This window comes from Roseicyclus sediminis, assembly GCF_025515305.1.
Lineage (GTDB): Bacteria > Pseudomonadota > Alphaproteobacteria > Rhodobacterales > Rhodobacteraceae > Roseibacterium > Roseibacterium sediminis.
The window spans coordinates 42,141-68,185 of sequence record NZ_JAOPHT010000017.1 but is presented as its reverse complement, the minus strand read 5'-3'; the positions used below and the strand labels follow the sequence as shown (position 1 = coordinate 68,185).

The window sequence follows — 26,045 nt, the reverse complement described above, 5'->3', positions numbered from 1 at the left end:
CGCCGCCGATCGTGCGGCTACGACATGCTCTGGACCGCGGGTGGAGGGAACGGCATCGCCATGTCGGGCGCGGCCTCAACTTGCGGCGACGCCCTTCACCGGGGTCTTCGGCACGCTGCAATTGGCATCGATGAAATCGAGCACAAGCGGACGGATGTTGTTGCGCCAGCTGCGGCCCGCGAAGATGCCGTAATGGCCCGCGTTCGGCTCGAGGTAGTTTGCCTTCTTCGAGTCCGGCAGCCCCGTGCAAAGCTCCAGCGCGGCGACGCATTGTCCGGGCGCCGAGATATCGTCCTTGCCGCCTTCGACCGTCTTGACCGCAACGGTGGTGATCTTGCCGATATCGACCCGCTTGCCGTCCACGGAAAAGCGGTTCTGGGCGATCTCGAGGTCCTTGAAGATCCGTTCGACCGTCGACAGGTAGAATTCGGCCGTCATGTCCATCACGGCGAGATACTCGTCGTAGAACTTGTTGTGCTTGTCGTGGTCCGATGCCTCGCCCTTGGCGACGCGGAGCACCTGTTCGCTGAAGGCGCGGGCGTGCTTTTCGGCGTTCATCGCCATGAAGGACGACAGCTGCTGAAGGCCGGGATAGACCATGCGCCCGGCGCCCGCGTACTTGAAGCCGACACGCTGCACGACGAATCTTTCTAGCTGGCCCATCGTCACGCGGCGGCCGAAGTCGGTCACGTCGGTGGCGGCGGCATCCGGATCGATCGGCCCGCCGATCAGCGTCAGCGTCCGCGGTTGGGCGTCGGGATCCTCCTCCGCGAGATAGGCGGTCGCCGCAAGCGCCAGAGGCGCGGGCTGACACACCGCGATCACGTGCGTGTCGGGGCCCATCGCCTTTAGGAAATCGACGAGATAGAGCGTGTAATCCTCGATATCGAACTTGCCCGCGCTGACCGGAATGTCGCGCGCATTGTGCCAGTCCGTGATATAGACGTCGCAATCGGGAAGCAGGCTCAGCACCGTGGAACGCAGGAGCGTGGCGTAATGCCCGGACATCGGCGCGACCAGAAGGACCTTGCGGCCGGTCGGCGCGCGGCCCTGGACATTGAAGCGAATGAGATCGCCGAAGGGGCGCGGCACGACCTTTTCGATCGAGACCGTGTGGTCGCGCCCGTCATCGGCGGGTATCGTGTAGATGCCCCAGTCGGGCTTGGCCACCATGCGGGCAAAGGTCCGTTCGGTTACCTCTCCCCATGCGGCGGTCATCTGGATCATCGGATTGGCGGCGAGGCCAAGCTGCGGGTAGGAGCACATGGCGCGGGCGGTCGAGCCCATCCACTGGCTCGTGACACGCATCGATTCCATGAAGTCATAGGTGAGAAGGTGGCGCATTCTCGTCTCCTGCCTCGGCCGTTGCCGCGGGTATGCGGACGGGCCGGGCTTCCGGTTCAAATCGTCGCTTTGCCCCCTCACCGCGGCACCGCTAGGGTGGATGTGACCTAAAAACGGGACGAAATCAAGGTGACTGACAGTGACCACACGATCGAAGCCGGGGAGCGTGAGATGGGCGAGAACCTCGACCGACTGAACCGGAACCTCGCCCGGGTCGAGGAATTGTCCAAGCGTCTGGTGGCTGCACTGGCGCAGCGGCACCCCGGCGACGTGGGCCTCGAGGGCCCCGGCCAGGACCTCTATCTCAAGGCCGGGATGGCCTACTGGAACGAGGTCATGACCAATCCCGCCCGGCTCCTGGAGCACCAGGTCGAATACTGGGGCAAGACGCTGACGCATTTCCTGGAGATGCAGCAGAACCTCTCCCAGGGGCAGTTCGTCGCGCCCGAGGACGACCCCGACCTGCCCACGGACAAGCGCTTCGCCAACCCGCTGTGGAAGACGCACCCCTACTTCAACTTCGTGAAGCACCAGTACCTGCTCGGCGCGCGGGCGATCGAGGAGGCGGTGGCCAAGCTCGACGGGCTGGAGACGAAGGACAAGCAGCGGATCGAGTTCTTCGCCACCCAGATCATCGACCTCTTCTCGCCCACCAACTACCTCGCCACGAATCCCGACGCCCTGGAGCGTGCGGTCGAGACCGAGGGGATGAGCCTCGTGCAGGGCCTCGAGAACATGGTGCGCGACATCGAGAGCCACCACGGAGAGCTCTTGCCGACGCTGGCCGACCCCTCGGCCTTCGAGGTCGGCGGCAACATCGCGACCTCCGAAGGCTCGGTCGTCTACCGCAACCGGATGATGGAGCTGATCCAGTACAAGCCCGCGACCGAGACGGTGCACCGCACGCCGCTGGTGATCTTCCCGCCGTGGATCAACAAGTTCTACATCCTCGATCTCAAGCCGCAGAACAGCCTCATCAGGTGGATCGTCGAGCAGGGCTACACGCTCTTCGTCGTGAGCTGGAAGAACCCCGACCAGAGCTATGCGGATGTCGGCCTCGAGGACTACATCGAGGAAGGGTATCTCGAGGCCGTGCGCGTCGCCCGCGAGATCACGGGCGAGAAACAGGTCAACGCGATCGGCTACTGCATCGCGGGCACGACCTTGTCGGCGACCCTCTCGCTCCTCAAGAAGCGCGGAGAGAAGCCGATCAAGTCCGCCACGCTCTTCACCACGCTCACCGATTTCTCCGACCAGGGCGAGTTCACCGTCTTCCTGCAGGACGATTTCGTCGACGCGATCGAGCGGCAGGTGGAGGCCGAGGGCATCCTCGACAGCTACTACATGTCCAAGACCTTCTCGTTCCTGCGCGCCAAGGACCTCGTCTACGGGCCCGCGATCCGCAGCTACATGATGGGCGAGGCGCCGCCGGCCTTCGACCTGCTCTACTGGAACGGGGACTCAACCAACCTGCCCGGCAAGATGGCGGTGCAGTACCTGCGCGGCCTCTGTCAGGGCAACGCGCTGTGTTCGGAGGATGGTCTCGAATTGTTCGGCGAGAGACTGTCGGTCCGCGACGTTGATGTTCCGGTCTTCGCCATCGCCTGCGAGACCGATCACATCGCAGCCTGGAAGGACAGCTTCCGGGGCGTCGTGCACATGGGGTCGCGCAACAAGACCTTCGTGCTGTCTGAATCGGGCCATATCGCCGGGATCGTGAACCCGCCGTCCAAGAAGAAGTACGGCCACTACACCAATCCCTCCGTCGAGGGCGCGCCAGAGGACTGGCTGAAGGCCGCGGACTACAACGAGGGGTCGTGGTGGCCCCGCTGGGAGGAGTGGCTTGCGAGTCGCTCCGGCAAGCGGATTCCGGCACGCATCCCAGGCGAGGCGGGCTATCCGGTCCTTGCACCGGCGCCGGGAACCTACGTCCTGGAAAAGACAAGCGGCTGATTTTTCGAGCCGGAAAAGCACCTTACCTTAGGTCATGCTGCAGTGCAGAAAGTGATTGACTTTCTGCACTGCAGCACGCATATATGACGCAATCGCAGCACGAGCCGCGAAGATGCGGGCTAAGGAGAAACCAGATGGCCAAGACACCTGACTACACCAAGATGATTTCCGAAATGATGTCCTCGTTCCCGATGGACATGTCGGCCATGAACGACGCCTTCAAGTCGTCCGCCGCTATGGGCGAGAAGATGTCGAAAGTGGTTCTCGACGCCGCCGAGAAGTCGACCGAGATCTCGTCCAAGTGGACGAAGGACACGATCGCCAAGGTTGGCGACGTGACCTCGGTCAAGGCAGAGCCGACCGACTACACCAAGGCGATGACCGATTTCGCATCGGCCCAGGCCGAGATGACCGCCGAAACCATGGCCGCCTTCGCCGAAGTCGCGAAGAAGGTGCAGATGGAAACGGTCGAGCTGATGATGGCAGCCGGCAAGGAAGCCACCGAAGAGGCGACCGCCGCTGTCAAGAAGGCAACTGCCGAGGTGACCTCGGTCGCCAAGAAGGCCGCAGCGAAGTAATCGCGCGCCCAGATCGACAGGATTTCGTGCCGGCGTCCTCCCCGCAGGCATGAATAAGGAAGGGCGGGTCCATCGGGGCCCGCCCTTCTTCTTTTTCCGCAGGCGCATTCTTGTAAAGGAATGCAGCGCAGAACCCGATTGCTTTTTGCCCTCAGGGGCGTAGGCTGTCCGATGCTGCATTGCAGGAAAGGGAGGCCAGCCATGGCTACGGGGAAAGCGACGGCCACGTCGACGGGTGCGGCGGCAGGCTCTGAGCCGCTTCTCATCAAGCGATATGCCAGCCGGCGCCTCTACAACACCGAGACCTCGGATTACGTCACGCTCGAGGATATCGCGGGTTTCATCCGCGAGGGCCGCGAGGTGAAGATCGTCGATCTGAAGTCCGGCGACGAACTCACGCGGCAGTATCTCCTCCAGATCGTGGCCGAGCATGAAAGCCGCGGCGAGAGCGTCCTGCCCATCGCCGTGCTGACCGACCTCGTCCGCAGCTACACCACCCAGGCGCAGTCGGTTGTCCCCGACTTCCTCGCCATGAGCTTCGAGATGCTCAAGCAGGGGCAGTCGAAGATGGTCGAGAACATGACGGCCATCAATCCGATGGCCAAGATGCCCGGCTTCGAGGCGATGCGCGCGCAGCAGGAGGCGTTCTTCAAGGCCATGACCGGCGGCATCGGCCAGAGCTGGTCGGGCCCGTCCCACGACGACAGCGCCGAGGTCGCCGAAGGGTCGGCCGAGGACGAGCTGGCCGACATCAAGAAGCAGCTTGCCGAGCTGCAATCAAAGCTCAGCAAGCTGTAAGACTGCCTTGGGGTCTCAGGTCCCGTAGGCCCGCGTCTCCTCGCCCATCACTTCGTCGGCGGCAGCAATCAGCGCTTCGGCGATGAAGTCGAGTTCGGGCTTCTTCAGCCGGGCGGGCAGGCGCACGTCGCAGGCACGCATCAGCATGGCGCGCGTCTGCGGCAACTCCGGTATGTCGCCGGGGATGAACTTCCAGTTCCAGAAGGCGCGCGCGTTGTCGGTCGAAAGACCGAAGACCTGCACCTTCACGCCGCGACGTTCGGCGGCCTCGGCGAAGGCGCGGGCATGGGCATCGGTCGGAACGTCGACCAGGTTGAACTGGATCGAGTCCGGCGCGCGCTCTTCGGGGGGCAGGGCGTCGGGCACGTTCAGCCATGGCGAGGTGTTCAGCCGCTCGGCCACGTAGTCGTGGTTCGCGCGTCCGTCGCGCACCCGGCGTGCCACCTCGGGAAGCTGCGGGCGGATCACGGCGGCCGACAGGTTCTGGAGCCGCATGTTGTAGAGCGGGAGCATGTTCTGCCAGCGCGCGAAGGCAAGCGCGAGCTCGGGGTCGTTCTGTCCCTCGGGGCCCTTGTGCTTCTTCCAGTTGTGCTCGTAGGCGCCCGACATGATGACCGCGCGCGCCACGAGATCGGCGTCGTCCGTGATCAGGATGCCGCCTTCGCCCGCGTTCACAAGCTTGTAGGACTGGAACGAGAAGCAGCCGATCGCGCCGATCGTGCCGATCTTGCGCCCATGCCAGAGCGTGCCCAGCGAATGCGCGGCGTCCTCGATCACGGGGATGCCGCGCGCGTCGCACAGCGCCATGATCGCGTCCATGTCCGAAGTATGGCCGCGCATGTGGCTGATGATGACGGCGGAGATGTCGTCGTCGAGCTTCGCCGCGAAATCGGCGATGTCGATACGGTAGTTCTCGGCCACTTCCGCCAGCACCGGCTGGCAGCCTGCGTGAACCACGGCGGAGGGCACGGCGGCGAAGGTGAAAGCCGGGATCAGGACGCGCGCGCCGGGCGCGAGGTCGAGGGCGCAGAGCGACAGGAAGATCGCGGCCGAGCAGGACGAAACGGCAAGCGCGTATTTCGCGCCCATCAGGTCGGCGAATTCCCGCTCCAGCAGCGCAACGGGCGCGTTCTCGGGCGCGGTATACCGGAAGAGGTCCCCCGATTGCAGGAGACGGTCGATTTCTGCTCGTGCGGCCTCGGGGATCGGCTCGGCGTCGTAGACATTGGGTGCCAGCGCCATGGTTTCACCTTTTTGGAATTGTCCCTTTCGGAAAACTTACACTGTTAATGGGGTGGAATCCAGCGCGATGCGGCCATTGTCACGGAACTATCGTGAACCGGGTGGCGGACGCGTCCGGGCCCTGCGTCAGACGCCCAGCCGGTCGCGCAGGGCGAACCAGGTCATCGCCAGTGTCAGAAGCGGCGCGCGGAAGGCCGCGCCGCCGGGGAAGGTCGGGATCGGCAGGCTCTCGAAACTGGCGAGGCCTTCCTCCTGTCCCATGACGGCTTCGGCCATGACACGGCCGGCCATGCCCGCCAGCGCCACGCCCTGGCCCGAGAAACCCGCGCCCGACAGCACGCCCGGCGCGACGCGGGCGACATGGGGCAGGCGGGTCACCGTAACGGCGAGCGAGCCGCCCCAGACATGGCTGACCGGCGTGCCCTTGAGCTGCGGGAACAGGTGTTCCATCCGCGCCACGAGTGCTGTGGCGATGTCCTTGGGAAAGCCGATCGAGTAGCTCTCGCGCCCGCCGAAGAGAAACCGGCGGTCCGCGCCGAAGCGGTAGTAATTCACGACGAAGCGAGAGTCGGACACCGCGATGTCCTCGGCCAGCACCTCCTGCCAGCGGTCGGGCAGGGGCTCGGTCGCCGCGATGAAGGAGTTGATCGGCATCACCCGCGCGGCGACCCCGGGTAGGAGCGCGGGCAGATAGCCGTTGCCGGCGACGATGGCGTGGGCCGCCCTCAGCGTGCCGTGCGGCGTCTCGAAGCGCACCGGCGCGCCGGGGCGGATCGCGGTGACCTCGGTCATCTCGTGGATGATGGCGCCGGCGGCCTCGGCCTCGCGGGCGAGCGCCAGGGCATAGGCCAGGGGGTGAAGGTGCCCGCCGCCGGGATCGACCCCACCCCCAACGTAGTGCGGCGACTTCACGAGGTCGCGGAACGCCCTGGCTTCCAGGATCTCGGTCCGATAGCCGTATTCCCGGTCCAGGAACTCCGCTTCGCCGCGGAGGTGGTCGAGATCCTGCGCAGTGTATTCGCCGTGCGCGATACCGGGCTTGTAGTCCGCTTCCGGCGCATGGGCCGCGCAGAAGTCGCGCAACTGCGCCTTCGCGGTCTCGGACAGGTCCCACAGCGCGCTGGCGCGCTCCGGGCCGAGCCGCGCGCTCAGCCAGCTCTGCGGCTTGTTGAAACCGGAATGGACCTGTCCGCCGTTCCGTCCCGACGCGCCGAAGCCGACGCGGTGGGCATCGAGCACGATCACGCGCCGTCCCGCCCGTGCCAGCGTGAGGGCGGCCCAGAGCCCGGTGAACCCGGCGCCGAGGATCGCGACGTCGGCGGTCTGGTCGCCGTCGAGGGGCGGGCGCTCGGGCGGGGCCGAGGGCAGGCTCGCGGCATACCACGAGGCCGCGTGTTCTCCACGCCGGTCGTTGCGGAAAAGCGGGTTCATGCGGTCGCCACTGGCAGGGCCGAGAAGGCGTCCTTCATCGCCGCATCGAGGAAGAAGGCAAAGGCGATCATCCCGAGTGCGCCCAGCAGGATCAGCGCCGCGAGCCCGATCACGATGACCCGAACCGCGCGTTCGCTCATACGTTCAGCAGGAGGTGCTCCCGCTCCCAGGGGCTGATGACCTGCAGGAACTCGCGGTGCTCCAGCTCCTTCACGGCGTTGTAGACCTCGCAGAACTCGGGGCCGAGCACCTCGGCGATTGCTTCGTTCGCGGTGAAAAGCTCCAACGCGGCGCCGAGGCCCTTGGGGATGTCGTCGTCCGCGGTATAGGCGTCGCCGGTCCAGACCGGCCCCGGGTCCTTGCCTTCGATCAGCCCAAGATAGCCGCAGGCGAGCGAGGCCGCGATGCCGAGATAGGGGTTGCAGTCCATCCCCGGCAGGCGGTTCTCAACCCGGCGCGACGCGGCATCCGAGACCGGCACGCGCAGGCCGGTCGTGCGGTTGTCCCTACCCCATTCGAGGTTGATGGGCGCGGCGAAGTCAGGGACGTAACGGCGATAGCTGTTCACATACGGCGCGAGCAGCGCGATGACGGATGGCAGGTGCCGCTGCAGCCCCCCGATGAAATGCATGAAGGCCGGCGTCTCCGACCCGTCGGGATTGGAGAAGATGTTCTCGCCTGTCTTCGTGTCCACGACCGAGTGGTGGATGTGCATCGCCGAGCCGGGCTCGCCCTCGATCGGCTTGGCCATGAAGGTCGCGTAGCAGTCGTGGCGCAGCGCTGCCTCGCGGATCATCCGCTTGAAATAGAAGATCTCGTCGGCCAGCCGCACCGGGTCGCCGTGGCGCAGGTTCAGTTCGATCTGGCCCGCGCCGCCTTCCTGCAGGATGCCGTCGATCTCCAGCCCCTGCGCCTCGGCGAAGTCGTAGATGTCGTCGATGACGGGGCCGTATTCGTCGACCGCGCTCATCGAGTAGGCCTGCCGCGCGGCGGCCCGGCGGCCCGAGCGACCCATCGGCGGCTCGATCTCGCGGGCGGGGTCCGTGTTGGGCGCCACAAGGTAGAATTCCATCTCGGGCGCCACGATCGGCCGCCAGCCGCGCGCGGCGTAGAGGTCCATGATCCGCTTCAGCACGTTGCGCGGGGCGAAGGGCACCGGCCGCCCTGCCTGGTCGTCGATGTCGTGGATGACCTGAAGCGTCCAGTCCGCCGTCCAGGGTGCCGGCATCGCCGTCGAGAAGTCGGGCGTCAGGATCATGTCGGGCTCGGTGAAGCCACCCGCTGCGGCCTTGTCGGCCCAGTCGCCCGTGATCGTCTGGAAGAAGATCGAGTTCGGCAGGTAGAAGCGCGTCTGCTGGGCGAACTTGAGGCCAGGCATGGCCTTGCCGCGCGCGATCCCGGCGATGTCGGCGACGATGCACTCCACCTCGTCGACGCTGCGGCCGCCGAGGTAGGTCTGCGCCACGGGCGGCAGCCGCCCGAGAAGATCGGCCATGGCACTCATGCGTCGGCTCCCGTCGCAAGCGCTTCTGGCACCCGCGTCGCGGGCGCCCCCGACAGGACGTCGCCCATCCAACGGCCAAGGAGCGCGTTGTGGTCCGCCCCGCCAAGACTGTCGGCGGCGGCCTTGACGAGGGTCGGGTCGATCGCGCCGCCGCGATGCTCGATCAATCCCTCGATCACCGGCCGCTCGAACTCGGGGTGGGGTTGCACCGTCAGGATGCGCGGACCTATGGCCAGCACCGCGTTTTCGGTGAAGTCGTTCGAGCCGAGAACCGTCGCGCCTTCGGGCAGCTCGACCACCTGGTCCTGGTGCCAGGCATGGAGCGCGACCTCCTGCTCGCCGATCCGGTAGCGCCGGAGCCCCAGCGCCCAGCCGCCCGGGAACTTGACGACCTTGCCGCCAAGCGCCTGCGCGATGATCTGGTGCCCGAAGCAGATGCCCACGAGGGGCATGCCGGCATCGCGGATGGCGCGGATCAGGTCCTCAAGCGGCGCGATCCACGGCAGATCCTCGTAGGCGCCGTGCTTCGAGCCGGTGATGAGCCAGCCGTCGGCGGCCTCGGGACCAGGCGGAAACTCCATGTCCACCACGTTGAAGACGCGGAACTCGAAGCCGCGCCCGCCGAGCAGGCGCGCGAACATGTCGGAGTATTCGCCCTCGCGGTCGGAAATCTCTGCGGGGAGGTGGCCGGTTTGCAGGATGCCGATGATCATTGGAAACTCGCTGGGAATTCGGTGCAAAGCTAGGCGCGCGCGCGTCCACGCACAAGTGGGGCCGCCATGACGGTGACGGGGGTTGGGGCGTGGCGGGATCCGTGTTGTTCTCCGCCAAGAGCGAGCAACGACGGAGAATCCAGTGAAAGTCGGCATCGTGGGCGCGGGAATGGTGGGATCGGCGGCGGGGTTCGCCCTGATCCAGCGGGGGATCGCCAAGGACATTGTCTTCGTCGACATCGACACCGCGCGCGCACGGGCCGAGGCCGAGGATATCGCACACGCCGTTCCCTTCGCCGCTCCCGCCATCGTGCGGCACGGCGACTACAAGGACATCGCGGGCGCAGGTGTCGTGATCCTCGCCTGTGGCGTGTCGCAGAAACCCGGCGAGACGCGCCTTGCGCTGCTGGAACGGAACGCGGCCGTCTTCCGCTCGGTGGTGGGCGAGGTCATGGCCCATTGTCCCGACGCGATCCTCCTCGTCGCGTCGAACCCGGTCGACATCATGGGCCAGGTGACACAGGCGCTGTCAGGCCTGCCGCCGGGGCGCGTCATCGGGTCGGGCACGATCCTGGACACCGCACGCTTCCGCTGGCTTCTGGGCCGGCATCTCGGCATCTCGCCCGGATCGGTCCATGCCTACGTGCTCGGGGAACACGGAGACTCCGAGGTGCTGGCCTGGTCGAACGCGCGGGCGGGCTCGGTGTCGCTCGCCCATTTCGCGGCGCAGGTGGGCGCGGCCCTGACGTCCGACGTGCGCGCGCGGATCGACGACGGCGTGCGCAACGCGGCCTACACCATCATCGAGGGCAAGGGCGCGACCTGGTACGGAATAGGCGGGGGCCTCGCCCGGATCTGCGCCGCGATCGCCGGCGACGAGCAGGCGGTCCTCTCCGTCTCCACGGTCGAGGCGGAGGTGCTGGGCGTGGCGGACGTGGCACTGTCGCTGCCGCGCCTCGTGGGACGGCAGGGCGTCACGGCGACGCTCTGGCCCGAGCTCGACGCGGCCGAGACGGAGGCGCTGGCGGCCTCGGCGGCGATCCTGAAAGGCCGGATCGGCGAGATCTCGATCTGACCTTCCGTCAGACCGTGTCGAGATAGAGCTGCGTGCGCTCGTCTTCCGACAACTCCGCCATGTAGTGAAGCTCCTGCCGCTTGGTGGCGAGGAAGTTGTCGATCAGCGTCTGCGGGAAGATGCGGGCCATCTCCGGGCTCGCCGCGAAGGCGTCGATGGCGCGGTCCCACGTGGCGGGCAATTGCGGCAGGTCCTGGCTGTAGGCATTGCCGGAGATCGGCGGCGGCGGCTCCGCTTCGTCCTCTATCCCGTTCAGCGCCGCGCCGAGGATGGCGGCGAGGAAGAGATACGGGTTGATGTCGCCGCCCGCGACGCGATGCTCGATCCGGCGCGCGGCAGGCCCGCCCGCGGGCACGCGCAGCGCCGCCGTGCGGTTCTCGTGCGCCCAGGCTATCCCGGTCGGCGCGTGCGCCCCCGGCACGAGGCGGTCGTAGCTCGTGGCGTGTGGCGCGAAGACCAGCATCGAGCCGGGCATGGCCGCGAGACAGCCCGCGATCGCATGACCCAGACGCTCGGCGCCGCGCGCGTGCCGTTCGTCGAAGATGTTCCGGCCATCGGCGTCGAGGATCGAGAAATGCGCGTGCAGGCCGGACCCGGCGTAGTCGGGATAGGGCTTGGCCATGAAGCTCGCGGCGACACCGAACTCGCGGGCGAGGCCCTGCACCAGGAGCTTGAAGAACCACGCGTCGTCGGCGGCCTTCAGCGCGTCGGGCTGATGCATCAGGTTGATCTCGAACTGCCCCGGCCCGGCCTCGGAGATCGTGGTGTCGGCGGGAATGTCCATCGCCTCGCAGGCGCCGTAGAGCCGGGTGAAGAACCCGTCCCAGGCATCGAGTTGCCGCAGCGCGAGGATCTCGGCCTGGTGGCGACGCTTGCCCGAGCGGGGCGAGCGAGGAACGCGCAGTTCACGGCCCCGGTCGTCGATGAGGTAGAACTCCATCTCGGTCGCCACCACCGGCGTCAGGCCGAGGGCGGTATACCGCTCCACCACGCGGGCGAGCGCCTGGCGCGGGTCGCCGTCATAGGGCCGACCGTCCTCGTGGAACATCCAGATCGGCAGCAGCGCGGTGGGGCTCTCGAGCCACGGCACGGGAAGAAACCCGCGCTCGGTGGGCAGAAGGACGCCGTCGGGGTCGCCCGCCCGGAACACAAGCGGGCTGTCGTCGATGTCCTCGCCCCAGATGTCGAGGTTCATGACCGAGTAGGGAAACCGCGTCCCCTCGCTCAGCGCCTTGTCGGCATAGCGCCGCGCGATCCGCTTGCCGCGCGGCTGGCCGTTGAGGTCGGCCGCGACGGTGCGGATCGAGGCGATCTCGGGGTGGTCGTCGAGCCAGTTCATCGGATCAGCGTCGGGCGGTAGCGCAGGCGCGGGCGCGCCTCCTGCGGCAGGTGGCGGTTGAGGCGTTTGTTGATCGCACCGAAGAGCGCGATGATCAGCAGCGTGAAGAGCACGAAGTACACCGCCACGATGGGATAGGGTATGAAGGGGTTGAAGGTGCGGTCGGCGAAGTAGTTGGCGTAGTAGAGCGCGTCGCCCATCTGCTGGAAGGCGGGGAAGGACGAGAAGAAGACGAGCGCGGTGGAGTGGAACAGGAAGATCGCCTCGTTGGTGTAGGCCGGCCAGGCAAGCCGCATCGTGGTGGGGAATACCACGCGGCGGAATTTCTTCCAGCCGGTCAGACCGTAGGCGTCGGCGGCCTCCAGATCGCCCTTCGGCACGGCACGCAGCGCGCCGTAGAAGATCTCGGCCGAATAGGCCGAGGTGTTGAGCCAGAGCACGATCAGCGCCCCGAGCCAGGCCCGCGCGAGCCAGCGCGTCTCGGCCTCGATGGCGATGCCGAGGAAAGTGAACTCGAAGCCGAGGCGCGGCAGGAGCACGAAGGCCTCGTACGCCATGAAGAACTGGATGAAGAGCGGTGAGCCCCGGAAGACGAAGATGAACCATTCCGCGGGCTTGCGGATGAGCCATGTGCGGGAGTTCTTGGCCAGCGCAAGGCCCACGGCGCAGAAGAACCCCAGCGACAGCGCGAGAGCCGCGAAATAGACGTTCCAGATCATGCCCGAGCCGATCAGCACGATCTGCTCGCAGACGCCGATGTCCGCGCGCGGCAGCAGCCGTTCGCCAAACCCCAGAGCGCGGAACGCATAAGCCTGGAACGCCTCGGCGCAGGTCATGGGCGGTCACCGGCAGCGGGCAAATCCCTTGCAAGGGATTTGCGACGCCCTTGCAAGGGCGTGGCCAGAGCCTTGCAAGGCTCTGGTGCGTCTTTTCCAAAAGACGCGGCGGCCGGGGTACGGCGGGTTCTCATGCTGCGGCCTTCCGGAGGTCTTCGCCCGCCGCCGTCGCCTGCCCGTGGCTGAGGCGGGCCGTCAGCCGCGCGAGCACGATCTCGGAGACGCGCGTGAAGGCGAGGTAGAAGACGAGCAGGCCGAAGAAGTACCAGAAGCGCCAGTCGGGGTGGGGGTACTGGTAGGCCGACGTGCGGCTGCCGCCGAGCTCGCGCGCCCAGTAGACGATGTCCTCGATCCCCAGCAGGAACAGCAGCGGCGTGGCCTTGATCAGGATCATCCAGATGTTGGATAGGCCCGGCAGGGCGTAGATCCACATCTGCGGCACGAGGATGCGCCAGAAGACCTGGCGGCGCGACATGCCGTAGGCTTCCCCTGTCTCGAGCTGCGCGCGGGGGACGGCGCGCATCGCGCCGAAGAGGACATTGCCGCAGAAGGCGCCGAAGACGATGGCATAGGTGAACACGGCCAGCGCGAAGCCATAGGTCTCGTGGACCCATTGCGGCGCCGAGGATTGCGGCGTGCGCGCGTCGGGGCAGACGAGGAAGTTCGCGCCCTGCCGGATCGGGTCGGTCCAGTCGGGGCACACGACGGAGTGGCGCAGGAATTCGATGCCCTGGTCGAGGACCAGCACGAAGAACAGGAAGAAGACGATGTCCGGCACGCCGCGGACCATGGCGGTGTAGGTCTTGCCGAGCCACGAGAGCGGCAGGATCTGCGACCGCGAGGCGGCGGCGGCGGCGAACCCGAAGGCCAGCGCCGCGGGCGCGGTCACGGCCAGAAGCGCGAAGACCACGAGGAAGGACTGGTAGAACAGGAAATGCGCGCCGTTGGTCAGGTAGCAGCTGAACCAGCGGAGGGTGTCGAGCGTGGCGGGGTCGGTGCAGAACTCGAACATCTGGGCCCTTTGGCCGGCGGCGGATCTTGCGTATTTCCGGAAAGATGAAGGGCCGGAGGCGCGGTTGTGCGCCCCCGGCCCGGAAGGCTTACCAGGTCGCGGCTTCCTCGCCGAACCACTCGAGGATCAGCGCGTTCAGCGTGCCGTCTTCCTTCATCGCGGTGATGGCCGCATCGAAGGCCGCGAGGCGCTCGTCGCCCTCGCGCATGCCCATGCCGACGCCGCCGCCCAGCTGGACGGGCTCGCCCACGATCATGAGGTCGGCGTCCTCGTTCGCGATCGGCAGGAGGTAGTCGCCATCGGCGAAGACCGCGTCGGCCTCGCCGTTGCGGACCGCGGCCACCGTCTCGTCGGGCGTGGCGAACTCGATGAGCGTCGCGCCCGTCTCGGCGATGTAGCCCGCCTGGATCGTGTTGGTCTGCGCCGCGATCACGCCGCCTTCGAGGTCGGCATCCTCGGACAGCGCCATGAACAGCGAGGAGGCCGGCGGAATGTAGGGCTGGGTGAAGTCGATGACCTCGTCACGCTCGGCGGTGATCGACATGCCGGCGATGATCGTGTCGTAGTTTCCGCTCGTCAGGTTGGGGATGATCGAATCCCAGTCGTTCTGGACCCATTCGCAGGTCAGTCCCGCCCGCATGCACAGCTCGTCGCCGAGCACGCGCTCGAAGCCGTCGATCTCGCCGTTGTCGTTGATGAAGTTGTACGGAGGGTAGGCGCCCTCGGTGCCCATGCGGACGACGTCCTGGGCGCTGGCCGCGCCCGCGGACATCGCCAGGAGTCCGGCGGTGAGGATCAGGTATTTCATCATGGTCTCCCTGTGTCTTGTCTGGGTGGTTTCGCCTCGAGCTCAGGCCGCGTGGCCATGGCTGAGGAACTGGCGGAGGCGCGGCGAGGTCGGCGCGCCGAAGAGCTGGTCGGGCGGCCCTTCTTCCTCGACGCGTCCCTCGTGGAGGAACACGACGTGGTCGGAGATGTCGCGCGCCATGCGCATGTCGTGGGTGACGAGGATCATCGTGCGCCCTTCCTCGGCGAGGCCGCGGATCACGCGCACCACCTCCTGCTCGAGCTCGGGGTCGAGCGCCGAGGTCGGCTCGTCGAAGAGAAGGGCGCGGGGCTGCATGCAGAGCGCGCGGGCAATGGCGGCGCGCTGCTGCTGGCCGCCCGACAGCTGCGCGGGCCAGGCCTCGCACTTGTCGCCGATGCCGACCTTGTCGAGAAGGGCGCGGGCGCGGTCCTCGACCTCGGCGCGATCCTCGCCGAGGACGGTCACGGGCGCTTCCATGACGTTCTGCAGCACGGTGAGGTGGGACCAGAGGTTGAATTGCTGGAACACCATCGAGAGGTTGGTTCGTATGCGCCGCACCTGCTCGCGGTCGGCGGGGTGGCGCCCGGCGCCGGCGCCGCGCCAGACCACGGGCTCGCCCTCGAACAGGATTTCGCCCTGCTGGCTGTCCTCGAGAAGGTTCGCGCAGCGCAGGAGCGTCGACTTGCCCGATCCGGACGATCCGATGAGCGAGACCACGTCGCCCGCGCGGGCTGTCATGTCGACACCGCGCAGGACGTGAAGGTCGCCAAAGCTCTTGTGTAGACCGGTGATGCGGATCACCGGGGTGGTCGCTTCCGTCACGATGGTTTTGGGCCCCGCCTGTTGATCGTCGACGATTTGCGCCCATGAAGCAGGCAAATGCAATTCCCCTGTGCGCTTGTGCGGCAGGTTTCCGCGACGGAAGGCTGCGAATCCGGTCGTTTCGGGCGAGTTTTGCCTATTCGGGCGGCGCGGGAGGCACGGAAAGTGCGCTGTAGGCGTCGGGATCGGGTGCGACCAGGCCGGCGAGCCCGATAAGTCCCCTGGTCTCGCCGGGCAGGGCGTCCAGCGCGCCTTCCAGCGCCGCCCGGTAGGGGGCGGGGTCCTTTCGGCCGGCGGTGATATAGGCCAGCGCCGGGGTTGGCGGTGTGCGGGCGAAGACGCGCAGTCGGGCGGCGAAAGGGTCCCATCGGCGGATCATGCGCCAGGTGGCCGCGTCGATGGCCGCGAGGTCGGCGCGGTTCTCGGCCACGGCGCGCGCGCTTTCGGCATGGGCCCCGGTGACGAGCCCGCGGCCGAATTCGATACCGGCCCGTGCGGCGGCCGCGGCCGGAGAGCCCCAGCCCGACTGGCTGTCCGCGGCGTTCAGGGCGATGGTCGCGCCCGCGAACTCGGCCAGCGTCTCGCGCCGGTCGTCGGTGCGCGCGATCAGGACACTGTGGTAGTCCCCGGGCCGCGTGCCCGGCAGGCCGAGGTCCGGCAGGGCGACCAGCGTGACACGGTCCGCGAAGCCGATGCGCCAGGGCAAGTTGCAGATCTGCGACAGGACAAGGTCGCTGCGCCCCCAGGCCTCGGCAGGCGGGATGGTGTGGTCGAGCGTGTCGGGTGCGGGGATGCCTGCATCGCGCAGCCTGTCGCGGATGCCGGCCCAAAACGCCTCCGTCGCCTCGCGCGTCTCGGGCCTGAGATACATCGGCAGGGTGGCGATCATGCGCGGCCGGCTTCGACCCGCTGCCGCGCAAGGTTCGAATCGCGGTCGTTCACGCCCAGCATGGGCGCGACGAGACGGAGGATCGCGTCCTCCTCGTGGTCCCGCGCGCCATCGGCCAGGACGATCGCCCAGAGGGCCTCGACCACCTTCACCCGGTCGTCGTAGGGAACCGCCTCCTTGATGGCGCGGGTGAAGCGCACCGTGTCGGGCGCTTCGGCCTCGAGCGCCTCTGCCTCGCCGCGCAGTTTCGCCGCCTCGAAGGGCGTGAGCCCGTAGCGCGTGGCGAGGATGCGGTCGATGCGCCCGATCTCGACCCCTTCGTATTCGCCGTCCGCCCGCGCGATGCGCACAAGAAGCGCGGCGAGCGCGAGGCGCGCGTCGTCGAAGGGAAGGGGCTCGGGGCCCGGGGCCGTCAGGCGGCGGAGGAGATCACCGATCATGCCGAACGATATAGGGGGCGGCGCTGCCGCGGGAAAGGCGCTATCTCACGCGGGAGGGTCGGGAATGCGTATCCGGCCCTCCGAGACCGGGCAGGCGGAGCCGGCGACGCGGATCGCCGCGAGCGCGCCGCCCCCGACTTCTACGGTCAGGCGGAGGGCGCTGGGCCGCCCCATCTCGACCCCCTGGAGAAGCGACAGGGTGGTGGTGCCATCTGGCAGCGCGCCGTTGGCGAGAAGCTGGGCCGCTAGGATCGCGGTGGCCGAACCCGTGGCCGGGTCCTCGGCGATGCCGTCGCCGGGGGCGAACATGCGGGCGCGATAGTCGGCGCCCCCGCCCCGCGTGTAGACATAGAGGCCCACCGCCGACCGGCCGGTGTCGTCGATCGCTGTCTCCTCCATCAGCGCGGTCCAGCCCGGCTCGCGGGGCCGGGCCGCCGCGAGATCGGCGAGGTCGGACAACTGTGCGAACAGGAAGGCGGGGCCGCCCTCGAAGGCGCCTGGCCGGCCCGGGCCGACCGCCTCTGGCGGAACGCCGATGGCGGCGGCAATCGTGGCGGGCGCCGGTGCGTGGCCGATGGGCTGCGGCAGGCGCGGGGCGGTGAACTCCGCCACCGGGCCCTCGGGCGTGCCGCCGATGGTGACGGGGACGAGGCCCGCCCGCTCCTCGAGCGTCACCCGCGTCAGCCCGTGGCGTGCCGCGAGAAAAAGCGCGCAGCCCACGGTCGGGTGCCCGGCGAAGGGGATCTCGGCCGTGGGCGTGAAGATCCGCACCTTTGCGGTGTGGGCGGGATCCTCGGGGGTCTGGACGAAAATCGTCTCCGACAGGTTGAACTGCCGCGCCAGCGTCTGCATCTGCGCGTCGCTCAGGCCGTCCGCCTCCTCGACGATGGCCAGCGGGTTGCCCGCGAAGGGGCGTGTCGTGAAGACATCCCAGATCTCGAATGGCAGCATTGGAGAAGGTCCCGGTCCGGTCGGTTGCGGCCGGCAATGGACCACCGCGAAACGGCGGACGCAAGGCGGGGCCGACCGGGAATCCTTTGACAGGGCCACGCGCGTCGCCTATTAACTGAACGACCGTTCAATTAAGGGGAGGTGGGTCATGTTCACGGCTTCTATGACCTTCGATCTGGGCGACGACGTGAACGCGCTGCGCGAGATGGTGCATCGCTGGGCGCAGGAGCGGGTGAAGCCCATCGCCGCCGAAGTCGACCGGACGAACGCGTTTCCGAACGAACTCTGGCGCGAGATGGGAGAGCTGGGCCTTCTCGGCATCACCGTCGACGAGGACTTCGGCGGGGCGGGCATGGGCTACCTCGCCCATACGGTCGCCGTCGAGGAGATCAGCCGCGCCTCGGCGTCCATCGGCCTCAGCTACGGCGCGCATTCCAACCTCTGCGTGAACCAGATCAAGCTGAACGGCACGCCCGAGCAGAAGGCGAAGTATCTGCCGCGCCTCGTTTCGGGGGAGCATGTCGGCGCGCTCGCCATGTCGGAGGCGGGCGCGGGATCGGACGTCGTCGGCATGAAGCTCCGCGCCGACAAGAAGAACGATCGCTACGTGCTGAACGGGACCAAGTACTGGATCACGAACGGGCCCGATGCCGATACGCTCGTCGTCTACGCCAAAACCGATCCGGATGCGGGGTCCAAGGGGATCACCGCCTTCCTGATCGAGAAGGAGATGAAGGGGTTCTCCACCTCGCCGCACTTCGACAAGCTCGGGATGCGCGGCTCGAACACGGCGGAGCTGATCTTCGAGGACGTGGAGGTGCCCTTCGAGAACGTGCTCGGTGAGGAGGGCAAGGGCGTGCGCGTCCTGATGTCCGGCCTCGACTACGAGCGGGTCGTCCTTTCGGGCGTCAACATCGGGATCATGGCCGGCTGCCTCGACGAGGTCATGCCCTACATGCGCGACCGCCACCAGTTCGGGCAGCCGATCGGGACCTTCCAGCTGATGCAGGGCAAGATCGCGGACATGTACACCGCGATGAACTCGGCCCGCGCCTATGCCTACGAGGTCGCCAAGGCCTGCGACCGGGGCGAGGTCACGCGCCAGGACGCGGCGGCCTGCGTGCTTTACGCCTCGGAAGAGGGAATGAAGGTCGCGCACCAGGCGGTGCAGGCGATGGGCGGCGCGGGGTTCCTGAACGACAGCGCGGTCAGCCGCATGTTCCGGGATGCGAAGCTCATGGAGATCGGCGCGGGAACATCGGAGATCCGCCGGATGCTCGTGGGCCGCGAACTGATGGGGGCGATGGGCGGATGATGGTGCGGGGCGTCATGTGCCGTCATGGGGGCTCCGCCCCCGCGTCTGCGACGCTCCCCCGGAGTTTTCGGCCAGGATGAAGGGGCAGGGCGGCGCGCAATGATGGGTCGGATGCAGCGGATCAGCCTCGCCGCGCTGCTGGCGCTGGCCGTCGCGCTGGGCGCGCTCTGGGGGCTGCGCGCGATCCCGCCCGGCGAGACGGAGATCATCGTCGCGGTGGCGGCCGACTATGTGGCCGAGACCGGGGGCGAGGCGACGGACTGCGCGGCCAGGCCCGCTTCGGTCGAGGGCGTGCGGCTGGTCGTCGTCTGCGGCGAGGGCTGGGCCCGGGCCGTGGACGAGATGGGCCGGGCGGTGGCGCTCGACCCGGGTGCCCTGGCGGCGGGTGCGGGGACATGAGGATGCGGCGGGGCAGGGGAGAACGGTCATGCGGCTGACATCAACGCTGGTGCGCGGCTCGGAGGAGGCGCGGGCGAACCGCGCGGCGCATCTGGAAGCGCTCCGCGTCGTGGAAGAGGCGGCGGCCTGGGCCGCGGCGGGCGGCGGCGAGAAGGCGCGCGCGCGACATGTCGCGCGGGGCAAGATGCTCCCGCGGGAGCGGGTGGCGAACCTGCTCGACCCCGGCTCGCCGTTCCTCGAGGTGGGGGCCACGGCCGCGCATGGGATGTACGATGGGGCGGCGCCCGCCGCCGGCGCCATCGCGGGGGTGGGCCGGGTCATGGGCCGCGAGGTGATGGTCGTCTGCAACGACGCGACAGTAAAGGGCGGCACCTATTACCCGGTCACGGTGAAGAAGCACCTCCGCGCGCAGGAGATCGCCGCCGAGTGCCGCCTGCCCTGCATCTACCTCGTGGACTCGGGCGGGGCGAACCTTCCGAACCAGGACGAGGTCTTTCCCGACCGGGACCATTTCGGGCGCATCTTCTACAACCAGGCGCAGATGAGTGCGGCAGGCATCCCGCAGATCGCCGTGGTGATGGGAAGCTGCACGGCCGGAGGGGCCTATGTGCCCGCCATGTCGGACGTGACGATCATCGTGAAGGAGCAGGGCACGATCTTCCTTGCCGGCCCGCCGCTCGTCCAGGCGGCGACGGGCGAGGTCGTCTCGGCGGAGGATCTCGGCGGCGGCGACGTGCACACGCGGCTTTCGGGGGTGGCGGACTACCTCGCCGAGGACGACGCGCATGCGCTGGCGCTGGCGCGGCGCGCGGTGGGCTCGCTCGGGTCGGCGGGCGGCGGGCTTGGGGCGCTGGGCCGATCGCCCGCGCGGCCAGGGCGCCCGCCCGCGCTCGACCCCGAGGAAATCCTCGACGTGGTGCCGGCCTCGCTCACGACACCCTATGACATCCGCGAGGTGATCGCGCGCGTCGTCGATGACAGCTGGTTCGACGAGTTCAAGCCGCGCTTCGGCGAAAGCATCGTCACGGGCTTCGCCGAGGTGATGGGCCTGCCCGTGGGCATAGTTGCGAACAACGGGGTCCTGTTCTCGGAAAGCGCGCAGAAGGCCGCGCATTTCGTCGAATTGTGCTCGCAGCGGAAGATACCGCTCGTGTTTCTGCAGAACATCACCGGCTTCATGGTGGGGCGGAAATACGAGAACGAGGGGATCGCGCGGCACGGGGCGAAGATGGTGACAGCGGTCGCGACGACCGCGGTGCCGAAAATCACCATGCTGGTCGGCGGCTCCTTCGGGGCGGGGAATTACGGGATGGCGGGGCGGGCCTATTCCCCCCGGTTTCTCTGGACCTGGCCCAATTCCCGCATCTCGGTCATGGGAGGCGCGCAGGCCGCGGGCGTGCTTGCCACGGTGAAGCGGGCGGCGATGGAGAAGGCGGGCGAGACGTGGTCGGCGGAGGCGGAGGCCGAGTTCAAGCGCCCGACGGTCGAGATGTTCGAGCGGCAGTCCCATCCGCTTTATGCGAGTGCGCGCCTCTGGGATGACGGGATCGTGGACCCGCGCAAAACGCGCGAGGTTCTGGCCCTGTCGCTCTCGGCGGCGCTGAACGCGCCGATCGGGGAGACGCGGTTCGGGGTTTTCCGGATGTGAGCGGGCGTCGCGACAGGCCTTGGCGCCGGGTTTGCGTATTTGGAGAAAGATGAAGGACAGGGAGAGGATACTGGCCGCGCTGAGGGCGCGTTATCCGGGAGCGGTGACCTATCGCTTCGGGGACAGCGCGGCGCTGTGCGACGAGCTTCTGGCTCTGGTAGGGGCGGGCAGGAAGCGGGCGACCTGTGCCTCGGAGGCCGAGATCGCGGGCGGCGAGACGCCGCCGGAGATCGGTCGCTGCGACATCGCCGAGGATTTCGACGGCGTGGCGCAACTCGTGACCCGGACGCTGGAACTTCGACGGGTGCGGTTTCGCGACATGACCGCGGAGATGGCCTTGTTGGAGGGCGAGGACGAGGACCTGGCCGGGTGGCGCGCGGGGCATGAGCGCTACTACCGGCGGCTCGGCATCTTCGACCCTGAGATGTGGCTCCTGTGGGAGCGGTTCGAAGTCGTGGAGGATCTCGGCGGTGGCTGAAATCGGGATCATCGAGGGGGAAATCACCACGCTCGACGTCGATGCGATCGTGAACGCGGCGAACGAGAGCCTGCTGGGCGGCGGCGGGGTCGACGGCGCGATCCACCGAGCGGCGGGGCCGGAGCTGCTGGCGGAGTGCCGGGGGCTCGGGGGCTGTCCGACGGGGCAGGCCAAGGCGACCAAGGGATACCGCCTGAAGGCGGCGCACGTGATCCACACGGTCGGGCCGGTCTGGCGCGGCGGGGCGGCCGGGGAGGACGGGCTTCTCGCATCGTGCTACCGCGAGAGCCTCGCTTGCGCGCGCGCTCTCGGCGCTCGAAGCGTGGCGTTCCCGGCGATCTCGACCGGGGTCTACGGGTTTCCGGCCGACCGGGCCGCGCGGATCGCGGTCTCGACGATACGGGCCGAGGCGCGGGCGCCGGTGGAGCGGGTGTTGCTGGTGGCGTACGGCAAACAGGCGCGGGGCGTGCTTGAGGCCGCACTGAAGGAGGCGGGGTGATGTTCGACAAGATCCTGATCGCGAACCGGGGCGAGATCGCCTGCCGCGTGATCGAGACCTGCCGCAGGCTCGGGGTGGCGACGGTGGCGGTCTATTCCGACGCCGACCGCGCGGCCCGCCATGTGGCGATGGCCGACGAGGCGGTGCATATCGGTGGGCCGAAACCGGCCGAGAGCTACCTGCGCGGCGAGGCGATCATCGCGGCGGCCAGTGCGACGGGCGCGCGCGCGATCCATCCGGGCTATGGCTTCCTGTCCGAGAACCCCGGTTTCGTGGAGGCGGTGGAGGCCGCGGGCCTCGTCTTCATCGGGCCATCGGCGGACGCGATCCGGGCGATGGGACTGAAGGACGCCGCGAAGAAGCTCATGTCCGAGGCGGGTGTGCCGGTCGTGCCGGGCTATCATGGCGAGAACCAGGACCCGGAGCATCTTGCGGGCGCGGCGGATGCGATCGGTTATCCCGTCCTCATCAAGGCGGTCGCGGGCGGTGGCGGCAAGGGGATGCGCAAGGTCGCGCGGGCCGGAGACTTCATGGACGCGCTGGCGAGTGCCAAGGGCGAGGCCGCGACGGCCTTCGGCAACGACGCGGTCCTCGTCGAGAAGTATGTCGAGAAGCCACGCCATATCGAGGTGCAGGTTTTCGGTGACGGAACCTCCGCCGTGCATCTCTTCGAGCGGGACTGTTCGCTCCAGCGGCGGCACCAGAAGGTGATCGAGGAGGCTCCCGCGCCCGGCATGACCGCGGACATGCGCGCAGAGATGGGGGCGGCCGCGGTGCGAGCGGCCGAGGCCATCGGCTACGCGGGTGCGGGAACGGTCGAGTTCATCGCGGACGCGAGCGACGGGCTGCGCCCCGACCGGTTCTACTTCATGGAGATGAACACCCGGCTTCAGGTGGAGCATCCCGTGACGGAGGCGATCACGGGGGTCGATCTCGTCGAATGGCAGTTGCGGGTCGCGGCCGGCGAGGCGCTCCCTGCCCGGCAGGAGGAGCTCGCCATCGACGGCCACGCCATTGAGGTGCGGCTCTATGCCGAGGATGTGCCGAAGGGTTTCCTGCCGGCGACGGGACGGCTCGACCACCTCGTCTTCGGGGAGGGCGCGCGGGCGGATACGGGTGTCGTGCCCGGCGACGAGATCAGCCCCTGGTACGATCCGATGATCGCCAAGCTGATCGTCCACGGGGCGACGCGGGACATCGCGCTGCGGCGGATGGAGCGCGCGTTGGCGACGACGGAAGTGGCGGGCTCGGTCACCAACCTCGCCTTCCTGCGGAAGCTGGTGGCGCATCCGCGCTTCGCCGCGGGGGATGTCGACACGGGACTGATCGAGGCCGACCTGGAAGACCTCGTGACCGAGGCCGAACCCGGCCCCGGCGCGATGGCTCTCGCGGCGCTGGCCGCCATGGGCCTTGCCGGCGAGGCGGGGCCGCTCGACGGCTTCAGTCTCTGGGCGCCGCTGCGGCAGACGGTGCGGCTCGCGCGGGAAGGCGAGGCGTTCGACGCCGCCGTGGAGGTGCTGGGGCCCGGGCGGTTCAGGGTCGGCCTTGGGGATGAAGAAGCGGGGCTGGAGCATACGGGCGGCGGCTGGCTGCTCAACGGGAAGAAGACGGCGCTGAAGGCCGTGGCATTGCCCGGTCGGGTGGTCGTCTTCGACGGGGACGCGCACGAGTTCGGCGTGCCCGACCCGCTCGATATCGCGGCCGAGGCAGGCGCCGGCGGAAACCGCGTCGAGGCGCCCATGCCGGGGCTGGTGAAGGCGGTCATGGTCGCGCCGGGCGATACCGTGGTGGCCGGCCAGCGGCTCGCGGTGCTGGAGGCCATGAAGATGGAGCATGCGCTGACCGCCGGGCGCGACGGTGTCGTGGCGGAGGTTCTGGTCGCGGAGGGCGCGCAGGTCGAGGCCGGCGCCGCCCTGATCGTGCTCGAGGAGGATGCGCCATGATCCGGCTTCACCATGTTCCCCAGTCCCGCTCGATGCGGACGCTTTGGCTGCTGCACGAGCTGGCGATCGAGTTCGAAGTCGTCGACTGGCCCTTCGACAGGACGCTGCGCTCGCCCGAGTTTCTCGCGCTCAATCCGGCCGGGCGGGTGCCCGCGCTGGAGATGGACGGCCGCGCGATCTGGGAGACGGGCGCGATCACCGAAGTCCTGTGCGAGACATTCCCGGCGACCGGCATGGGACGGATGCCGGGCCACCCCGAGCGGATCGACTGGCTGATCTGGGTGCATTTCGCCGAAACGCTCAGTCAGCATATCGCGACGCTGACGCAGCAGCATATCGTCCTTCGCGAAGACCACATGCGCTCTCCCATCCTCATGCAGATCGAGGCGAAGCGGGCCGAGAAATGCTATGCCGCAATCGACGCGCGGGTCTCGGGGCGGGACTACCTCCTTGATGGCGGTTTCTCGGCGGCGGACGTCAGCGTGGGGCAGGCGGTCTACATGGCGCGCCACTTCGTGCGGACCGAGGCATTTCCGGCGCTTCATGCGTGGTACGACCGGATCACGGCGCGCCCGGGCTTCGTTGCGAGCCTGCCGATCGAGGACAGCGAGCGGCTCTATACGCGGGACTACTACGAGCCATGGCCGGTCGAGGGGGCATCGTGATGGCGGATTTCGTCGAGATCTTCGAGGTCGGCCCCCGCGACGGGTTGCAGAACGAGGCCCGCCTGATCCCCACGGCGGAGAAGGTGGCCCTGATCGACACCCTCTCACGCGCCGGGTTCCGGCGCATCGAGGTGGCGAGTTTCGTGAGCCCCAGATGGGTGCCCCAGATGGCCGACAGTGCCGAGGTGCTGGCGGGCATCGCTCGGGCGCCGGGCGTGTCCTACGCCGCACTCACGCCGAACCTGCGCGGCTACGAAGGCGCTAAGGGGGCGGGCGCCGACGAGGTCGCGATCTTCGGCTCGGCCTCCGAAGGGTTCAGCCGCGCCAACATCAACGCGACGATCGAGGAGAGCCTCGCGCGGTTCGCACCGCTGGTGGAGGCGGCGAAGGCCGATGACATGCCGGTGCGCGGCTACATATCCTGCGTCGTGGAATGCCCCTATGACGGACCGGTCGCGCCGGGCGCGGTGGCGCGGGTCGCGGCCCGGCTGCGCGATCTCGGCGTCTACGAGATCTCGCTCGGCGACACGATCGGGCGGGCCGTGCCGGAGGCGGTCGACGCCATGCTCGCCGCCGTGCTGGATGAAATGCCGGCCGACCGCCTGGCGGGACATTTCCACGACACCTCCGGACGGGCGCTGGAGAATGTCGAGGTGGCGCTGGCGCGGGGCCTGCGCGTGTTCGACGCGGCCGTGGGCGGCCTCGGGGGCTGTCCCTACGCGCCCGGCGCGGCGGGAAACGTGGCAACCGAAGCCGTGGCGGCACGGCTGGCCGCGCTGGGCTACGAGACGGGGCTCGACATGGACGTGATCGCAAAGGCGGCCGGGATGGCGCGGGCGATGCGGGGATGAGCGGCTTCCTGAGGTCCCTCGAACGGCTCATGGCCATGGACGACCGCACATGGCGGCGGCATGCGAACCCCTGGTCGGGCTGGACGCGGGTCTCGGGCCTGCCGCTGCTCGTCCTTGCCGGGTGGAGCCGGGTCTGGATCGGCTGGTGGGCGGTCGCGGCGCTGGCGGCGGTCTCGCTCTGGATCTGGCTCAACCCGCGGGTCTTTCCCGAGCCCGCACGCCTCGACGCATGGATGAGCCGGGCCGTGATGGGGGAGCGGGTGCTGCTCGAACATCGGGACGAGATCCCGGAGGGTCACGCGCGGGCGTCGCGCGTGTTGACATGGCTGGCCCTGCCCGGCGGGCTTCTGACGATCTGGGGTGTCGTCACCCTCTGGTGGGAGGCGGCGGTGTTCGGCATGGCCCTCGCCATCTTGCCGAAATTCTGGTTTCTCGACCGGATGGCGTGGCTGCACCGTGACTGGGTCGCGGCGGGTCGCGCCGTGCCGGGCTATGGTGCGCAAGCAGGCTGA

Annotated in this window: 27 protein-coding genes; 13 read left to right on the top strand and 14 right to left on the bottom strand. The window is 68.3% G+C overall.

The window, feature by feature from the left end; translation table 11 throughout:
- Positions 1-75 precede the first annotated feature (75 nt).
- The gene (phaZ, locus tag N8I71_RS17560; RefSeq protein ID WP_262879326.1) at positions 76-1,344 is read right to left on the bottom strand and encodes a polyhydroxyalkanoate depolymerase; all 1,269 of its coding nucleotides are present in this window, start codon (positions 1,342-1,344) and stop codon (positions 76-78) included.
- Positions 1,345-1,515: 171 nt separating this feature from the next.
- Between phaZ and phaC the strand changes: the two genes are divergently transcribed.
- The 3 genes from phaC (at position 1,516) to phaR (ending at position 4,673) form a co-directional block, all read left to right on the top strand.
- Positions 1,516-3,297: a class I poly(R)-hydroxyalkanoic acid synthase gene (gene phaC, locus N8I71_RS17555; RefSeq protein WP_262879335.1), complete on the top strand. Its 1,782-nt coding sequence runs from the start codon at positions 1,516-1,518 to the stop codon at positions 3,295-3,297.
- A gap of 134 nt (positions 3,298-3,431) precedes the next feature.
- Positions 3,432-3,875 carry a Phasin gene (locus N8I71_RS17550; RefSeq protein WP_262879325.1) on the top strand — a complete coding sequence of 148 codons (444 nt, stop codon included), beginning with the start codon at positions 3,432-3,434 and terminating at the stop codon, positions 3,873-3,875.
- Between the two features lie 201 nt (positions 3,876-4,076).
- Positions 4,077-4,673 (top strand): polyhydroxyalkanoate synthesis repressor PhaR, encoded by a 597-nt coding sequence (gene phaR, locus N8I71_RS17545; protein ID WP_262879324.1) that lies wholly within the window; start codon positions 4,077-4,079, stop codon positions 4,671-4,673.
- 15 nt (positions 4,674-4,688) lie between these two features.
- Here the strand turns inward: phaR and N8I71_RS17540 are convergent, their stop codons facing one another.
- The 5 genes from N8I71_RS17540 to N8I71_RS17520 all read right to left on the bottom strand — a co-directional run bounded on the left by N8I71_RS17540 (position 4,689) and on the right by N8I71_RS17520 (position 9,563).
- Complete coding sequence (locus N8I71_RS17540) at positions 4,689-5,915, bottom strand: DegT/DnrJ/EryC1/StrS family aminotransferase (protein ID WP_262879323.1); 1,227 nt, start codon at positions 5,913-5,915, stop codon at positions 4,689-4,691.
- Between the two features lie 126 nt (positions 5,916-6,041).
- Positions 6,042-7,346 (bottom strand): NAD(P)/FAD-dependent oxidoreductase, encoded by a 1,305-nt coding sequence (locus N8I71_RS17535; RefSeq protein WP_262879322.1) that lies wholly within the window; start codon positions 7,344-7,346, stop codon positions 6,042-6,044.
- Positions 7,343-7,486, bottom strand: coding sequence for a hypothetical protein (locus N8I71_RS17530; RefSeq protein ID WP_262879321.1), 144 nt, complete (start codon positions 7,484-7,486; stop codon positions 7,343-7,345). Before N8I71_RS17530 ends, N8I71_RS17535 begins: the two co-directional genes overlap by 4 nt.
- Entirely contained in the window at positions 7,483-8,841 is a 1,359-nt protein-coding gene (locus N8I71_RS17525; protein WP_262879319.1) for a glutamine synthetase family protein, read from the bottom strand. Before N8I71_RS17525 ends, N8I71_RS17530 begins: the two co-directional genes overlap by 4 nt.
- Positions 8,842-8,846: 5 nt before the next feature.
- A complete protein-coding gene (locus N8I71_RS17520) occupies positions 8,847-9,563 on the bottom strand; it encodes a type 1 glutamine amidotransferase (RefSeq protein WP_262879318.1) in 717 nt (238 codons plus the stop codon).
- Between the two features lie 142 nt (positions 9,564-9,705).
- On the opposite strand from N8I71_RS17520, the gene N8I71_RS17515 reads away from it, so the two are divergent.
- Positions 9,706-10,638 (top strand): L-lactate dehydrogenase, encoded by a 933-nt coding sequence (locus N8I71_RS17515; protein ID WP_262879317.1) that lies wholly within the window; start codon positions 9,706-9,708, stop codon positions 10,636-10,638.
- A 7-nt stretch (positions 10,639-10,645) separates the two neighbouring features.
- On the opposite strand, the gene N8I71_RS17510 is transcribed toward N8I71_RS17515, so the two are convergent.
- From N8I71_RS17510 to N8I71_RS17475, 8 genes are all read right to left on the bottom strand, one after another.
- Positions 10,646-11,977, bottom strand: coding sequence for a glutamine synthetase family protein (locus N8I71_RS17510; protein WP_262879315.1), 1,332 nt, complete (start codon positions 11,975-11,977; stop codon positions 10,646-10,648).
- Positions 11,974-12,813: an ABC transporter permease gene (locus tag N8I71_RS17505; protein ID WP_262879314.1), complete on the bottom strand. Its 840-nt coding sequence runs from the start codon at positions 12,811-12,813 to the stop codon at positions 11,974-11,976. Before N8I71_RS17505 ends, N8I71_RS17510 begins: the two co-directional genes overlap by 4 nt.
- Before the next feature lie 130 nt (positions 12,814-12,943).
- Positions 12,944-13,825, bottom strand: coding sequence for an ABC transporter permease (locus N8I71_RS17500; RefSeq protein WP_262879313.1), 882 nt, complete (start codon positions 13,823-13,825; stop codon positions 12,944-12,946).
- Positions 13,826-13,913: 88 nt separating this feature from the next.
- The gene (locus N8I71_RS17495; protein ID WP_262879312.1) at positions 13,914-14,633 is read right to left on the bottom strand and encodes a transporter substrate-binding domain-containing protein; all 720 of its coding nucleotides are present in this window, start codon (positions 14,631-14,633) and stop codon (positions 13,914-13,916) included.
- A 42-nt stretch (positions 14,634-14,675) separates the two neighbouring features.
- Positions 14,676-15,455: an ABC transporter ATP-binding protein gene (locus N8I71_RS17490; RefSeq protein ID WP_262879311.1), complete on the bottom strand. Its 780-nt coding sequence runs from the start codon at positions 15,453-15,455 to the stop codon at positions 14,676-14,678.
- A gap of 136 nt (positions 15,456-15,591) precedes the next feature.
- Positions 15,592-16,344, bottom strand: coding sequence for a phosphate/phosphite/phosphonate ABC transporter substrate-binding protein (locus N8I71_RS17485; RefSeq protein ID WP_262879310.1), 753 nt, complete (start codon positions 16,342-16,344; stop codon positions 15,592-15,594).
- Entirely contained in the window at positions 16,341-16,784 is a 444-nt protein-coding gene (locus tag N8I71_RS17480; RefSeq protein ID WP_262879309.1) for a tellurite resistance TerB family protein, read from the bottom strand. Before N8I71_RS17480 ends, N8I71_RS17485 begins: the two co-directional genes overlap by 4 nt.
- Positions 16,785-16,829: 45 nt before the next feature.
- Positions 16,830-17,735: a PhzF family phenazine biosynthesis protein gene (locus N8I71_RS17475; RefSeq protein WP_262879308.1), complete on the bottom strand. Its 906-nt coding sequence runs from the start codon at positions 17,733-17,735 to the stop codon at positions 16,830-16,832.
- Between the two features lie 148 nt (positions 17,736-17,883).
- Here N8I71_RS17475 and N8I71_RS17470 point away from each other — a divergent pair, with 148 nt between their 5' ends.
- The 9 genes from N8I71_RS17470 to N8I71_RS17430 all read left to right on the top strand — a co-directional run bounded on the left by N8I71_RS17470 (position 17,884) and on the right by N8I71_RS17430 (position 26,045).
- Positions 17,884-19,050 carry an isovaleryl-CoA dehydrogenase gene (locus N8I71_RS17470; RefSeq protein ID WP_262879307.1) on the top strand — a complete coding sequence of 389 codons (1,167 nt, stop codon included), beginning with the start codon at positions 17,884-17,886 and terminating at the stop codon, positions 19,048-19,050.
- A gap of 111 nt (positions 19,051-19,161) precedes the next feature.
- Positions 19,162-19,449, top strand: coding sequence for a hypothetical protein (locus N8I71_RS17465; protein WP_262879306.1), 288 nt, complete (start codon positions 19,162-19,164; stop codon positions 19,447-19,449).
- Positions 19,450-19,477: 28 nt separating this feature from the next.
- On the top strand, positions 19,478-21,097 hold the full coding sequence (locus tag N8I71_RS17460; RefSeq protein ID WP_262879305.1) for a carboxyl transferase domain-containing protein: 1,620 nt from the start codon (positions 19,478-19,480) through the stop codon (positions 21,095-21,097).
- A 49-nt stretch (positions 21,098-21,146) separates the two neighbouring features.
- A complete protein-coding gene (locus N8I71_RS17455) occupies positions 21,147-21,575 on the top strand; it encodes an ASCH domain-containing protein (protein ID WP_262879304.1) in 429 nt (142 codons plus the stop codon).
- Positions 21,568-22,074, top strand: a complete 507-nt coding sequence (locus N8I71_RS17450) for an O-acetyl-ADP-ribose deacetylase (RefSeq protein WP_262879303.1) — start codon at positions 21,568-21,570, stop codon at positions 22,072-22,074. The genes N8I71_RS17455 and N8I71_RS17450 overlap by 8 nt, the downstream gene beginning before the upstream one ends.
- A complete protein-coding gene (locus N8I71_RS17445) occupies positions 22,074-24,017 on the top strand; it encodes an acetyl-CoA carboxylase biotin carboxylase subunit (RefSeq protein ID WP_262879302.1) in 1,944 nt (647 codons plus the stop codon). Before N8I71_RS17450 ends, N8I71_RS17445 begins: the two co-directional genes overlap by 1 nt.
- The gene (locus tag N8I71_RS17440) at positions 24,014-24,682 is read left to right on the top strand and encodes a glutathione S-transferase family protein (RefSeq protein ID WP_262879301.1); all 669 of its coding nucleotides are present in this window, start codon (positions 24,014-24,016) and stop codon (positions 24,680-24,682) included. The genes N8I71_RS17445 and N8I71_RS17440 overlap by 4 nt, the downstream gene beginning before the upstream one ends.
- Positions 24,682-25,533, top strand: coding sequence for a hydroxymethylglutaryl-CoA lyase (locus N8I71_RS17435; protein WP_262879299.1), 852 nt, complete (start codon positions 24,682-24,684; stop codon positions 25,531-25,533). The genes N8I71_RS17440 and N8I71_RS17435 overlap by 1 nt, the downstream gene beginning before the upstream one ends.
- Entirely contained in the window at positions 25,530-26,045 is a 516-nt protein-coding gene (locus tag N8I71_RS17430; protein WP_262879298.1) for a DUF6653 family protein, read from the top strand. Before N8I71_RS17435 ends, N8I71_RS17430 begins: the two co-directional genes overlap by 4 nt.